12 protein-coding genes are annotated in these 13,430 nt (G+C 75.2%); 10 read left to right on the top strand and 2 right to left on the bottom strand.

What is annotated here, in order from left to right; genetic code table 11:
• The first annotated feature begins 91 nt into the window (after positions 1-91).
• The 10 genes from CEB94_RS01680 to CEB94_RS01640 all read left to right on the top strand — a co-directional run bounded on the left by CEB94_RS01680 (position 92) and on the right by CEB94_RS01640 (position 11,694).
• A complete protein-coding gene (locus tag CEB94_RS01680) occupies positions 92-1,225 on the top strand; it encodes a FecCD family ABC transporter permease (RefSeq protein WP_246112117.1) in 1,134 nt (377 codons plus the stop codon).
• Positions 1,222-2,229 carry a FecCD family ABC transporter permease gene (locus CEB94_RS01675; protein ID WP_175430444.1) on the top strand — a complete coding sequence of 336 codons (1,008 nt, stop codon included), beginning with the start codon at positions 1,222-1,224 and terminating at the stop codon, positions 2,227-2,229. The genes CEB94_RS01680 and CEB94_RS01675 overlap by 4 nt, the downstream gene beginning before the upstream one ends.
• Positions 2,230-2,249: 20 nt before the next feature.
• The gene (locus tag CEB94_RS01670) at positions 2,250-3,071 is read left to right on the top strand and encodes an ABC transporter ATP-binding protein (RefSeq protein WP_175430443.1); all 822 of its coding nucleotides are present in this window, start codon (positions 2,250-2,252) and stop codon (positions 3,069-3,071) included.
• A gap of 57 nt (positions 3,072-3,128) precedes the next feature.
• The gene (amiA, locus tag CEB94_RS40595) at positions 3,129-3,242 is read left to right on the top strand and encodes a streptamidine family RiPP (protein ID WP_241270818.1); all 114 of its coding nucleotides are present in this window, start codon (positions 3,129-3,131) and stop codon (positions 3,240-3,242) included.
• 90 nt (positions 3,243-3,332) lie between these two features.
• Positions 3,333-4,190 carry a hypothetical protein gene (locus CEB94_RS01665; RefSeq protein ID WP_175430442.1) on the top strand — a complete coding sequence of 286 codons (858 nt, stop codon included), beginning with the start codon at positions 3,333-3,335 and terminating at the stop codon, positions 4,188-4,190.
• Positions 4,187-5,668: a CocE/NonD family hydrolase gene (locus CEB94_RS01660; protein ID WP_175430441.1), complete on the top strand. Its 1,482-nt coding sequence runs from the start codon at positions 4,187-4,189 to the stop codon at positions 5,666-5,668. The genes CEB94_RS01665 and CEB94_RS01660 overlap by 4 nt, the downstream gene beginning before the upstream one ends.
• A complete protein-coding gene (locus CEB94_RS01655) occupies positions 5,665-7,044 on the top strand; it encodes a YcaO-like family protein (protein ID WP_175430440.1) in 1,380 nt (459 codons plus the stop codon). Before CEB94_RS01660 ends, CEB94_RS01655 begins: the two co-directional genes overlap by 4 nt.
• 11 nt (positions 7,045-7,055) lie before the next feature.
• On the top strand, positions 7,056-8,207 hold the full coding sequence (locus tag CEB94_RS01650) for a SagB/ThcOx family dehydrogenase (RefSeq protein ID WP_246111674.1): 1,152 nt from the start codon (positions 7,056-7,058) through the stop codon (positions 8,205-8,207).
• Entirely contained in the window at positions 8,204-9,943 is a 1,740-nt protein-coding gene (locus tag CEB94_RS01645) for an ABC transporter ATP-binding protein/permease (protein WP_175430438.1), read from the top strand. The genes CEB94_RS01650 and CEB94_RS01645 overlap by 4 nt, the downstream gene beginning before the upstream one ends.
• The gene (locus CEB94_RS01640) at positions 9,940-11,694 is read left to right on the top strand and encodes an ABC transporter ATP-binding protein (protein WP_175430437.1); all 1,755 of its coding nucleotides are present in this window, start codon (positions 9,940-9,942) and stop codon (positions 11,692-11,694) included. Before CEB94_RS01645 ends, CEB94_RS01640 begins: the two co-directional genes overlap by 4 nt.
• A 37-nt stretch (positions 11,695-11,731) precedes the next feature.
• Here the strand turns inward: CEB94_RS01640 and CEB94_RS01635 are convergent, their stop codons facing one another.
• Together CEB94_RS01635 and CEB94_RS01630 are read right to left on the bottom strand one after the other, a co-directional pair.
• On the bottom strand, positions 11,732-12,163 hold the full coding sequence (locus tag CEB94_RS01635; protein WP_175430436.1) for a Fur family transcriptional regulator: 432 nt from the start codon (positions 12,161-12,163) through the stop codon (positions 11,732-11,734).
• Positions 12,164-12,235: 72 nt separating this feature from the next.
• Positions 12,236-13,405 (bottom strand): GTP-binding protein, encoded by a 1,170-nt coding sequence (locus tag CEB94_RS01630; protein WP_175430435.1) that lies wholly within the window; start codon positions 13,403-13,405, stop codon positions 12,236-12,238.
• Positions 13,406-13,430: the final 25 nt, after the last annotated feature.

The raw sequence follows: 13,430 nt of genomic DNA, 5'->3' as shown, positions 1-13,430 counted from the left end.
GCCGGTCCTCGCCCCGGTCCCCGCCGAGGCGGGCGGACGGCGGCCGTCACCCGGTGCACGAAGGTGGCAACCAGTCCTGGTGGTCGTCCTGCTGGCCGCCTCCTCGGTCTGCGCGCTGAGCCTCGGCACCCCCTACGTCCCACCGCACCGGCTGGTCGGTGCCGTACTGGACGGGGACAGCACCCTCGCCGGCATCGTCGTCACCGAACTCCGCGTGCCTCGCGTGGTGCTGGCGCTCGTCGCCGGTGCCTGTCTGGGAGCGGCCGGACTGGTGCTGCAGGAGGCACTGCGCAATCCCCTGGCGGTGCCGGAGATGCTGGGGGTGTCGTCCGGAGCCGCGCTGGGGGTGGCCGCTCCTCTGGTGCTGGCCCTGTCCCTGCCCGCCGCCGTCCAGCCCCTGCTGGCCATCGGCGGGGCCGCGCTCGGCGGTGGGCTGACTCTGCTCGCCGCCGGACTGGGCCGCAGCCCGTCCGCCGTACTGCTGACCGGCGCCGCGGTCGCCGCCGCGCTGCAGGCCGCGCTGCTCGTGCTGATGGTCATGGCCGACCAGCTCGACCTCCAGCTCATCTACCGCTACCTGCTCGGTTCCCTGTCCGCCCGGACCTGGGACGACATCGCGGGGCTCTGGCCGTGGCTCCTCGTCGCGGTCCCCGCCCTCGTGCTGTGCGCGCCGGTGCTGTCGGTGATGCGGCTGGGCGACGAGGACGCCGAGGCGCTGGGCGTGCGCGCCCAGCGGGCGCGGCTCGCGGCGCTGGCCATCGCCGTGGTGCTGATCGCCCCGGTGACGGCCGTGTGCGGGCCCGTCGCCTGGGTGGGCTTCCTCGCCCCGCACCTGGCCCGGTGGTTCAACCCCTCGGCCGGGGCGGTGCGCTGGCTTCCGTGGTCCGCCGCCTGGGGTGCCGCCGTCGTGATGGTCGCCGATGTCCCGGCCCGGCTGGCACTGGCGCCCGTGGAAACCCCGGCCGGTGCCTGGACGGCCCTGCTGGGGGTGCCGGCCGGGATCGCTCTGATGCGGTCGGGTGGCCGCGGCCGGGCGGCCCGGCGCGCGCCGGCCGGTGCGGCTGCCGTGCGCAAGGCGCTGCACGGACCGCGGACGGCTGTCTCGGCCGCCGCGGCCGGAGTGCCTCGCTCCCGGGCAGCGAACGACGCTCGTCGAGACCCACCCGGGGCCGACGGCGCCTGCCTGCCCCCTTCCCGGCCGACCGGAACGGAGGACGCACAGTGACCCGGCGTTTCACGGCGCTCGCGGCACTGGCCGTCGTATGCGCCGGCGTGGAACTGGTGGCCGGGCGCGGCATGTCCCCGGGCGTGGTCTGGGACGTCGTCAACGGCGGCGGTGACGCGACGGAACGCCACATCTTCTTCCAACTGCGCCTGCCCAGACTGCTGGTGTCCCTCGGTGCGGGCGCGTGCCTGGCCGTGGCGGGGCTGGTCCTTCAGTCCGCGCTGCGCAACCCGCTCGCCGGGCCCGAGGTGACGGGCGTGACGCCGGGCGCGGTCCTCGGGGCCGTCACCGCAACCGCCCTGGGCCTCGCCGGGTGGGACTCGCCGCTGGCCGTCGTCCTCGCGGCGTGTACGGGCGGGTGCGCCGGCGCGGCGCTGCTGTGGCTGCTGGCCGGCCGCGGCCGGGGCGACCCGGCACAGACCGCCGTGCACGGGGTGCTGGTGTCGGCCGTGCTCGGCGGGCTCACCGCCATGGTGCTCCTCGTGGAGCCGGGTGAACTCGGCAGCGTCGTGCAGTGGTTGGTCGGCACCACCGAGGGTCGGGTGTGGCAGCACTGGCACCTGCTGTGGCCGTGGGCGCTTGTCTGGGGGGCCGCGGCCTGGCTGCTGGCCGGGCCGCTGACCCTGCTGCGCTGCGGGGACGACATCACCCTCGCGGCCGGCCTGTCCGCACGGCGGGCGCGGACGCTGGCCCTGCTGTGCGCGGTGGCGCTGACGGCCGGTGCGGTGGCCGCCGTCGGGGCGCTGGGCTTCGTGGGGCTGCTCGTTCCGCATCTGGCCGTGGCCGTCTTCGGCGCGGATCTGCGGGTGAGCCTCCCCGGTGCCGCCCTCGTGGGCGCGGTCGTGGTGTGCGGGGCGGATGCCGCGGCGCAGGTGTCCTCGCGTCTGCTGGCTCAAGGGCTGGACTCCGGACGGCTCACGCTGCCGGTCGGGGCGCTCACCGCCTGCCTCGGCGCCGCGCTGCTGCTGGTCGTCGTGCGCCGCACGCCGAGCCGTACGTTCTGAAGTCGACTTAAGGACAGAGCATGACCGAGTCCGTGGGGATCCATGTCGAGGGGGTCCACTTCGGCTACCCCGGACGACCCGTTCTGAGGGGCGTCGACATGACCGTCCGGCCGGGCGAACTGACCGCCCTCATCGGCCTGAACGGCTGCGGCAAGTCGACCCTGCTGCGGCTGGCCGCCGGACTGCTGCGACCGGATGAGGGGCGCGTTCTGCTCGGCGGGGACGATCTCGTCCGCCTCTCGAGGCGTGCCACGGCCCGCAGGGTGGCACTGCTGCACCAATCCGCGCCGGGTGTCCTGGGCATGACGGTGCGCCAGCTCGTGCGCCAGGGGCGGTACGCCGCACGCGGTCCGCTGGGCATGCTGCGCGAGGGTGACGACCCCGTGGTGCGACGGGCGCTGCGCGATGTCGGAGTGGAGCAGTGGGCCGAGCGTGACGTCGACGCGCTGTCGGGAGGTGAGCGGCAGCGGGTGCGGCTCGCGATGGCGCTCGCCCAGGACACCCGCGTCCTGCTGCTCGACGAGCCGACCACCTACCTGGACCTGCACCACCAACTCGACGTCCTGCAGACCGTGGTGCGTCTGCGCCAGGAGCGCGGACTCACCGTGGTGATGGTGCTGCACGACCTGGCCCACGCGGCCCGGTTCGCCGAGCGGATCGTCGCCCTGCGGGACGGCCTCGTGGTGGCCGACGGGACGCCGAAGAGGGTCGTCACGCCCGGGTTGCTGGCGGAGGTGCTGAAGGTGGCCGGCCGGGTCGGCGAGGATCCCGAGGGCGGTTGGCCGGTGTGTTATCCAGATCACCCCATCGCAGCTCTAGAATATGAAAATCAGATTCATTAGTGTGGCGTCACGGCGCTCACACGAACGCCCCATCTCCCTGACGATGAAGGAGAGTTCATGGACAACGAGCAGGTCTTCGCACCGATCGCCGACCCGGGTCAGCTGGCTCACGACTCGGCCTCCCACTCCAACGCGCTCGTCGAGAACCCCTTCGAGGACACCGAGGAGTAAGCGAGGGCTCAGCTCCCTCGACCGTGGGCCCGCCCGTTGCCTTCCGGGCGGGCCCACGCCCGTCCCAGACCCGCCGTCAGGAGGATCGCCGTGTCCCGCAGCCGACTCGTACCCGGTGCCGAGGTCGTCGCCGTACCCGGGCGAGGCCTCGCCGTCCGTACCCCCGAAGGGGAGTTCCTCAGCATCAGGGCCGGCGACGCGGACGAGCAGCTCCTGCTCTCCCGGCTCACCGGCGGCGGGACCACCGCCCAGGCGGACACGGAACTCGCCCGTGTCATCCGTGGCTTCGAGCAGGCCGGATTCCTGGCGGACGGCACCCCGCCCGCCGAGTGGCCCGCCGACCGCCGGCACATCCGGCTGATCGGCGATCCGGTACTGACCGAACCGCTCGCCGCGCACCTGACGGCCTCGGGCGCCGATCCGCGCACCGATCCCACCATGACCACATCCCGGACGTCACCGGTCGACGTCGACGACCTGCTCGCCACGGACCCCGCCGCCGTCGTGTGGTGCCTCGACGGGCCCGTGCCCGACGGGCTGTGGGATGCCGCCGACCGGTTGCCCGAGCACGGTGTCGCGTGGCTGCGCTGCCACCGCGAGGGCTGGCAGGCGTACGTCGAGCCGGTGGCCGCCGAACCCGGAGACGTCACCTCGGCCCACCTACGCTCCCGACGGCTCGCTGCCACCCCTGCCCACCGCGAACTGGCCGCGTACTGGAGCGGGCCCCGCACCTCCGGCGCACCGGCCCGGCTCACCGTGCCCGCCGCCACGCTGCTCGCCGCGCTGCTGGCCGACGACCTCAGCCGGTGGGCCACCGGCGCCCCCGACACGGCCGGCCTCCCGGCACGGCGCCGGCTGCGCCGCGTCGACCTGCGCACCCTGACCGTCACCGAACACCCCGTCCTGCCGGTCCCCGACGTCGCACCGACACCGAAGAAGGACGGATGACGGCGTTCAGCACGGCCGTCGACGGACTCGCCACCGACATCCGCCTCCCCGCCGGCGAAGGCCCCTTCCCGGCCGTCCTGATCCGCACCCCCTACGACCGCACCCGGCACCGGGCCGAGGCGTGCGGCTGGGCCAGCCGCGGATTCGCCGCCGTCGTCCAGGACGTGCGGGGCCGCTTCGCGTCACCGGGGGAGTGGCACCCCTACACGAACGAGACCGCGGACGGAGCGGTGACCGTCCGCTGGATCCGACACCAGTCCTGGTGCGACGGCCGGCTGGTGGCCGCCGGCGCCTCCTACGCCGCCCACTGCGCCCTCGTCCTCGCCCTCGACATGCCCGAGGACGCGCGGCCGGACGCTGTCATCGCGGCCGTGCCCGCCCTCGGCCCCGCGGAGACGGCGCGCGAGGCGTCCGGCGTGGAACGGCTGCTCTCCCGCGCCGGATGGTGGGCCGCCCACGGCGACCGGCGGGACTCCGACGAGAGCGCACTGGACAAGGCCCTCGCCACGGACCCCGGCCTGCTCGCCCACCTGCCGCTGACCGCCCTCCCCGAGCGGCTGGGCCGGCACCTGCCCTCCTGGGCGGACCTGTGGAGCCACCACGATCGCGGGCACCTCGCGGCGCGGGCGGCACACGCCGGGCCGCCCCTGCTCGCGGTGGGCGGCCACCACGACCACTTCACCGACGAGACCGTCGCACTGTGGCATGCCTGGGGCGGCCCCTCGGCGCGTCTGCTGCTCGGCCCCTGGACGCACGGCCTGGTCACCGCACCGGGCCCGGACGCGGGACCCGCACACCGGCTGCACCTCGGCGAGCTGTACGTGCGCTGGGCCCGCCGCGCCCTGAGCGGCGAACTCACCCCCGGCCGCCACGGAGCGCTGGCACTGGGCGGCGCCGACCTGTGGCTGCCCGCCGGCACCGACGGCGAACCGCGCACCCAACGGCCGCGGCTGCTGCACGGCTCCGTCTTCACCGCCGACCCCGACCGACCCGTCCGCTCCGACGAACTGACCGTCCCCACCGACGGCCCGCCCGACCGCTGCCTGCTGGTCACCACGCCGCTGCCGCGCCCGCTCGACGTGGTCGGCCCCGCGAGCGTGCGACTGCGGGCCACCGCCCACACGCCGTCCGCCGACTGGGCCGTCCGGCTCGTCGCGCTCACACCGGAGGGCACCGCCGAACGGCTCGCCGTCGGCGTCGTCAGGCATGCTGAACCGGCAGGCCACGACAGCGCGTTCACCGTCGGCCTCGGCCGGCTCGCGCGTCGATTGCGGGCCGGCACCCGGTTCCGCCTGGAGATCGCCGGGCACCACTTCCCGGCCCACGCCCGCAATCCCCACACCGGCGACGACCCCGTGACGGCCCACCACCTGCTCGCCTCCCGGCGCGAGGTCGATCCGGCCGGTGTGGCGCTGAGGCTGCACGTGCTCCCGTCCCGTCCCACCCCCACCGACCCTGCCGAGGAGATCCTGCGATGACGGCGCTGCCGCTGGAAGCACTCGTCGACCCCGTCTGCGGCATCGTCCGCAAGGTCAAGCCCGTCGAGCACCCCCCGGGCACCCCACCCCGCTACACCGCGCTCACGGCCGAGATATCCGACGCCCGCAGACTCGGACTGTGGCCCGCCGACCGGGTCTCCCTCGGCACCACCTTCGGCGACCCCGAACAAGCCCGCATCGCCGCGATAGCCGAGGGCATAGAGCGGTACTGCGGCAACCGCGTCCCGCCGCCCGGCCACCCCGACGCCCCCCTGCGCGCCACCGCCGCCGAACTGGCCGACAAGGGCCTGCGCCTGTACGGCCCCGGGGACCTGCCCGCCTACGCGCCCTGGCAGTACGCCCGGGAGAAGTTCCCCTACCGGCCCCTCACCGCCGACACCCCGGCCCTGTGGACGCGCGGAACGGAACAGCTGGCCGACGGGACCACCGCCGAGGTCTGGGCACCCGTCTCGCTCACCCACCTCAACTGGCGCCAGGGCGACCTGCGCGAGCTGCCCCGCACCCACCACCTCAACTACGCCGGTATCGCCACGGGTCAGGGCCTCGACGACGCCGTCGAACGCGGCCTGCTGGAGATCGTCGAACGCGACGCCCTGGAACTGTGGTGGCATCTGGACGGCCCGGCCCGGGGCATCGACCCGGCGAGCGTGCCCGGCCTCGCCGACGACCTCGCCGGCTCCGCTCTCGACGTCCACATCGTCGAGATGCGCTCGGAGTTCGCCCCCTGCATGGCCGCACTCGTGCACGACCCCCGCCTCGGCCTGTACGCCGCCGGGTTCGCCTGCAAGTACGACCCCGCCGAAGCCGCCCGCAAAGCCGTCCTCGAAGCCGTCCACACCTGGGTCTTCACGCAGGGCCTGACCAGTGCTGACGGCTGGGTCTTCCAGGCCGTCGAGGCCGGGCTGCTCGCCCGCGGCCTCTACCTGGAGCACCGCGCCGACGGCCGCTATCTCGATGTGTGCGGCGAGCAGTTCGAGCACGTACGGGACCTCGGCGCGCACGTGCAGGTGTGGCTGGACGAGCGGATGGCAGCCGAGGCCAGGCGCTTCACCGAGCCGGCCCTCGGGACCGTGTCCGTCGACAGCGTCGAGCCCGGCAGCCGCGAGCGCTTGGAGAGCGCGCTGCGCGGGGGCGGCCACCGTGTCATGACGTTCGACCTCACCACCGAGGACGTGGCCGAGACCTCCCTGCGCGTCGCCAGGGTCCTCGTCTCCGGGCTCCTTCCCAACGCCCCGGCGGCCTTCGGCTACTTCGGCTGCCCGCGCCTTGCCGAAGCCGCCGTCGCACGCGGATGGCGCACCGACCCGCCGAGCGCGCCGCAGGACTTCACCCTGGCGCCTCCGCCGCACATGTGAGGGCCGTCCCCGTGCAACACGCCCGTGAGGACCGCCCGCCGGACCTCGTCGCCGCCCTGGCCCGCGCCCGCTCCCCGGAGCGCCCCGGCCCCGACACACCCGCCGGGGGAGCCGTCCGGGCCTGGCCGGGGCCGCCGGTCCCCTTCCCGAAGGCAGGCCCGGCCGATCTGGACCTGCGGCTCCTGCTGCGCCTCTCCCTGGCGGCCTCCGACGAGTCCGGACGACTGCGGCCCGCACCTTCCGCCGGTGCCCTGCACCCGGTGGACACCGAACTGACCGTGGGCGCCGGCTGCTCCCTGCCGCCGGGCCGCTACGGCTACGACCCCCTGCGCCACCGCGTGCACCGACTCGACCGGCAGCCCCCCGGCACCCCGCCGGGCGTGACGGCCGAACTTTCCGTCACCGCACGGCGCACGGTCTCCCACTACGGCCACCGAGCCCGGCCCCTGCTGCTCCTCGACACCGGGCACGCCGCCGCCGCGCTGTACCTCGCGGCCCGGGCGCTGGGAGTGAGCGAGCCGGAGGTACGGATGGACGGACGTGCCGAGAGCCCACTGACCGCCGTGCACATTCCGCCGCCCGACGGGCGGGGCCCGGCGCGCCCGGCCGACAGCGCCTGCGTCCCGGATCCGTCGCAGGGCCCGCCCACGCCCGCGGAGCTGCTGGCGCGCCGCAGCGCCCCACCGCCGTTGCCGGGCGCCCCCTCCCAGGACGCACTGCGGGCGGTCCTCGCCACCGCCGCACGGGCGGGCACCGGGGATTTGCGCTGGTGTGCCGCGGTCGGCCCGCCTCGGCCCGGCCTGGTGGAACCGGCCCTCGACGGTGCGACCTTGCGGCCGTGCGCCGCCGGGGACGCCCGCCCGACGCTCGCCGCCTGGGCCGCGGGCCAGGCGTGGATCGCGGACGCGGGCGCCGTCCTGCTCGCCCACGGCTGCCCCGCCGACGCCGACGCCCCGCACATCCGCCGCGCCCACCTGCGGGCCGGCTTCGCCGTCCACCTGGCCCATCTCACCGCCCGGCGCCACGGGCTGGCCGCCCGGCCCGTCGGCTCCTGGCAGCAGGCGGACCTGGGCGCCGCGCTCGGCGCCGCCCCGGGCCGGGACTGGGTCGTCCACGCACTGGCCCTCGGCACCCGCCCCGCCGACGAGGAGAACACCACGTGATCGTCCACCCCGAGCTGCGCCGCGCCGCCCGGCGCGCACGGCGCCCCCTGCTCGCGGCCACCCTCCTGCAGGGCGCCGTCACCTTCACCCACCTGGCGCAGGCCGTACTGCTGGCCCTCGCCCTCGCCGGCCTGGCCCGCGGAGACACCGGTCGGCTGCCGTGGCTGCTGGCCGCGGTGCTCGCCGTCGTCGCCGCCCGCGCCGGGCTCACCGTGTGGCAGCGGCGCACCGCCACCCGCGCCGGGGCCCGGGTCAGGGTGGCCCTGCGGGACGAACTCCTGGAACACCTGGGCCGGTTGGGGCCCGCGCACCTGACCACCGCGCGCGCCGGAGCCGTCCGCACCACCCTCGTCGACGGAGTGGAGGGCGTCGACGCCTACGTCTCCCGCTACCTGCCTCAGCTCCTGGTCACCCTCACGGTGCCGCCCCTGGTCCTCGCGGCCCTGGCCGCCGTAGAACCCCGGGCCCTGCTCGGCCTCGTCCCCGCCCTGCTCCTCGCCCTGGCCGGGCCACGCGCCTGGGACCGGCTCCTCGCCGCCCGCGGCAAGGAGCACTGGGACACGTACGAAGGTCTGGGCGCCGACTATCTGGAGGCCCTTCAGAGCATGCCCGCCCTGCGCGCCGCAGGCGCGGTCGGACGCACCCGTGAACGCCTCGAAAAGCGGTCCGCGGCGCTGCACCGCGCGACCGTCGCCAAATTGAGGGTGTCCCTGGTCGACACCGGCATCACCGACCTCGCCATCCAGGGCGGCACCGCCGCCGCGGCGCTCCTGGCGTGCTGGTCGGCCGTCACCGGAGCCACCACGGCGACCGGCACCTATCTGATGCTGCTGCTGGCCTCCGAGTGCTTCCGCCCCGTCCGCGACCTCGCCCGCGAATGGCACGCCGGCTACCTGGGGGCGTCGGCCGCCGACGGGCTCGCGGCCCTGCGCACGGCCGAGCCGGCGGTCCACGACACCGCAACGGCACCCGCGCACTGGCAGGCTCCGCCCCAACTGCGCTTCCACGACGTCCGGTTCACCTACGCCGGCGCACCGGCGCCCGCCCTGGACGGGGTCTCCTTCACCGCGCAGGCGGGACGGACGACCGCGATCGTCGGACCGTCCGGCGCGGGCAAATCCACACTCCTGGCCCTGCTCCTGCGCCACCACGACCCGCAGGAAGGCCGGATCACCCTCGACGGGCGCCCCACGGCCGAGTACGCGCTCGACTCGCTGCGGCAAGGTATCGCCGTCGTCTCGCAGGAGACGTACCTCTTCCACGCCACCATCGCCGACAACCTGCGCCTGGCCCGGCCCGGCGCCTCCGACGACGACCTGATCAGGGCGGCGCGCGTCGCCGGGATCCACGACGAGATCACCGCCCTTCCGGACGGCTACGCCACCCTCCTCGGCGAACGGGGCGCCACCCTCTCCGGGGGCCAGCGACAGCGCCTCGCGCTCGCGCGGGCCCTGCTGGCCGACGCCCCGGTGCTCGTCCTCGACGAGGCCACCAGCTCGGTCGACGAGCGCCGCGAGGCGGACATCGTCCGTGAGTTGCTGAACGCCGCGAGCGGCCGGACCGTCCTGGTGGTCGCCCACCGGCTCGCGGCCGTCCGGCACGCCGACCGCATCGTCGTCCTGGACGCGGGACGGGTGGACGCCGTCGGCGAACACGCCGCTCTGGTCGAGGCCGGCGGCGTCTACACCCGGCTCGTCGAGGCCGGCCGCGCCCACCGAGGAGAACTCGCCGCATGAGCACCGTCGCCGGACCCGCCGCCACCGACGCCGACGCACCCGCCCGGGGCGCGCTGCGCGCCCTGCTCCCCGCCCTCGCCGAGCACCGCGCCATGACAGCCCGCACCTGCGCCGCCGCCCTCCTCGAACAGGGCTCCCTCGTCGCGCTGCTGACCCTGGCCGCGCACGCCGTGGGCACCGCCGTCATCGAAGGGCACGCCCCCTCGGCCGGCACCGTCACCGCGCTCGTCGCCCTCGTCGTGCTGCGCGCCCTGATGACCTGGCGGGAGATGGACCTCTCGCACGACCTCGCCTATCGGGTGCTGGCCGCCCTGCGCGTACGCGTCTTCGACGGACTCGCCCGCAGCGCGCCCGCCCGGGTCGCAGGCCGGCGCAGCGGAGACCTCGCCGCCACCGCCATGGCCGACGTGGAGGCACTGGAGTTCTTCTACGCCCACACCACCGCCCAACTGCTGGCCGCGGGCACGGTCTTCACGGGCGGCTCCGTGGTCCTCGCCACGGTGGAGCCGTGGCTGGCGGCGGCCGTGCTGCCGGTCGCGGCCCTGCTCGCAGCGGCGCCCTTCGCCGACGCACGCGCACGCGCGGTGCGCGGCGGCCGCACCCGGACGGCCGTGGCACGCCTGTCGGCCGACACGGTGGAGACCGTCGACGGGATGCGCGAGCTGCTCGCCTTCGGCGCTCTGGCGCAGCGCCGCCGCAAGCTGGCGGAGCGGGGGCGGCAGGTGGGTGACGCCCAGCGCGCCGAGGCCACGTGGGAGGCCGTCGCCGCCGCGGTCCGCGACCTCCTCATCGTGGCCGCGGTCCTCGGCGTGGTGGCCGCGGCGGCGCACTCCGTGACCTCCGGACGGCTGCACGGCGCGTGGGCGCCGGCGGCGATGGCGCTGGCCCTGTCCGTCCTCGGTCCGGTCGCGGAATCGGCCCGCGCCCTGAGCCAGGCCGTGGCACTGCGCGCCGCCGCCTCCCGCGTCGACGCGGCCGTCAAGGCCCCCGCACTCGCTCCGCCGCCCACCGCACCCCGCCCCCTGCCGTCCGGGCCGCTGGGCGTCCGGCTGCACCGGGTGAGCTTCGGCTACGGCGGCGCACCCGTGCTGGACGGCGTCGAACTGACCGTCCCCCCGGGGCGGACACTCGCCCTGGTCGGCGCCTCGGGCGCCGGCAAGTCGACCTGCGCCCATCTGCTGGCCCGCTTCTGGGACCCGGCCGCCGGCGCGGTCCAGCTGCTGCCCGCAGACGGTGACCCCGTGGACGTGCGGGAGGTGAGCGACGCGGCACTGCGGCGGGCGGTGACGCTGGTGGGGCAGGACACGCCGCTCTTCCACGGCACCCTCGCCGAGAATCTGCGGCTTGCCGCGCCCGAGGCGGACGACAAGGCGCTGGCCGAGGCAGCGCGGCTGTGCGGCGTCGACCGGATCGCCCCGATGGACACCCACGTCGGCGAGCGCGGCGCCACGCTCTCCGGCGGCCAGCGGGCCCGTATCGCTCTCGCCCGCGCGCTGCTTGTCCGGCCGCGCATCCTCGTACTCGACGAGTCCACCGCTCACCTGGACAACACGGGCGATGCCCAACTCGCCACCGCCCTGGCGGAAGAGAGCCGCACGACGATCGTCATCGCACACCGCCCGGCCACTATCCGCCGTGCCGACCGCATCGCCGTCCTCGAGGACGGCCGCATCGTGGAGGAGGGCACCTGGGAAGACCTCACCGGCCGCCCGGGCAGCGCGCTCAACCGCATACTCACCACCACTGCGTGAGCACGGTGCGCCGCCATGAGGAGCCATCGAGTTGCCGTCAGGGGTCCGGTCGGCGATCGGCCGGCCGGGACAGGCAGCCGTCGCACACGCCCGTGAGTTCGAGCGTGTGGTTCACCGCGTGGAAGCCGATGTCACGCTGGATCCGCGTCACCCACCGTTCGACCTCTTCGGCGTCGACGGCGAGGCTGAGCCCGCACTCCCGGCAGACCAGGTAGTGGCGGTGACCGTCGTCAGGTCTGGGTCGGTAGAGGCGTTCGCCGTCACCGTTCCGCACCACGTCGACGTGCCCGGCCCTCTCCAGTAACCGCAGCGCGCGGTAGACGGTGGTCAGCCCCACCGCCACGCCGTCCGCGACCAGAGTGGCGTGCAGGGCCTGCGCCGAGACGAAACCGTCGCCGGCCCGAAGTGCCCGCAGGACCGCGGCTCGTTGCGGGGTGGGACGCCACTCGCCGCGGGCCGTTTCGTGCATGCGTGTGCCTCCCCTCGCGCCTGGAAGGCCGTCCGGGCGCCGACGTGGTGCCCGGACGTCCCGGTGATCCGGCTAGACCGCCGACGGACTCGCGTGCTGGTGTTCGAGGTCGCAGACGTCCCCGGTGTCCCACAGGGGGAAGGGGCCGTCGTCGGCGGGGGCCCGCTCGCCGCCGGCCATCAGGCACACGGCCAGGGCGGCGCGCAGGCTCGCCTCCCGCAGGCCGACACCGATGAACACGAGCTCCTGCGCGTGGGGCGCGTCGGTGTCCCGGACCCCGGACGGCTCGAAGCGGGCCACGGATCCGGCCTGTGACCACAGGCCGGTCACGCCCTCACGGCCGGCCAGGGTGAAGAAGCCCTTGGAGCGCAGCACTTGGCCGTGCGCTCCACTGTCGAGGCCTTCGGTGACGAAGGCCCACAGCCGCCCGGGGTGGAACGGCACGGAGGACCGGAAGACCAGGGAGGAGATGCCGTACTCCTCGGTCTCGGGAACGTGGTCGCCGTTGAGTTCCCGAACCCAGCCGGGCGCCTGTTGCGCGCGCTCCAGGTCGAAGCGCCCGGTTTCCAGGACGTCGCGCACACCGACCCGGCCGTGCACCGCCGGGATCAGACGGGCGGTCGGATTCAGCCGTGCCAGCACCCCGCGCACCCGGTCGGCGTCGGCATCGCCGACCAGGTCCAGCTTGTTGAGGACGAGCACGTCGGCGAACTCGACCTGGTCGATCAGCAGGTCGCTCACGGTGCGTTCGTCGTCCTCGTAAGGAGCCAGGCCCCGTTCGGCCAGGTCGTCGCCGGTGCCCAGTTCGGCGAGGAAGTTGGCGGCGTCGACGACGGTGACCATGGTGTCCAGCCGGGCCACGTCCTCCAGAGTGGCGCCGTCGTCGCGGGCGAAGGCGAAGGTGGCGGCCACCGGCATCGGCTCGGAGATGCCGCTGGACTCGATGAGGAGATAGTCGAAGCGGCCGTCCCGGGCGAGCCGGTCGACCTCCTCCAGCAGGTCGTCCCGCAGGGTGCAGCAGATGCAGCCGTTGGTCATCTCCACCAGCCGCTCCTCGGTGCGGGAGAGGGCCGCTTCGCCGCCGCGCACGAGGGCGGCGTCGATGTTGATCTCGCTCATGTCGTTGACGATCACGGCCACCCGCAGGCCTTCGCGGTTGGTGAGGACGTGGTTGAGGAGGGTCGTCTTTCCGGCGCCGAGAAAGCCCGACAGCACGGTGACGGGGAGACGCTGCGAGGGCATGGGCGGTTCCTCTGGGTCAGGAGGT

The organism is Streptomyces hawaiiensis, assembly GCF_004803895.1.
Taxonomy (GTDB): domain Bacteria; phylum Actinomycetota; class Actinomycetes; order Streptomycetales; family Streptomycetaceae; genus Streptomyces; species Streptomyces hawaiiensis.
This window is presented reverse-complemented; position numbering and strand designations above follow the sequence as displayed.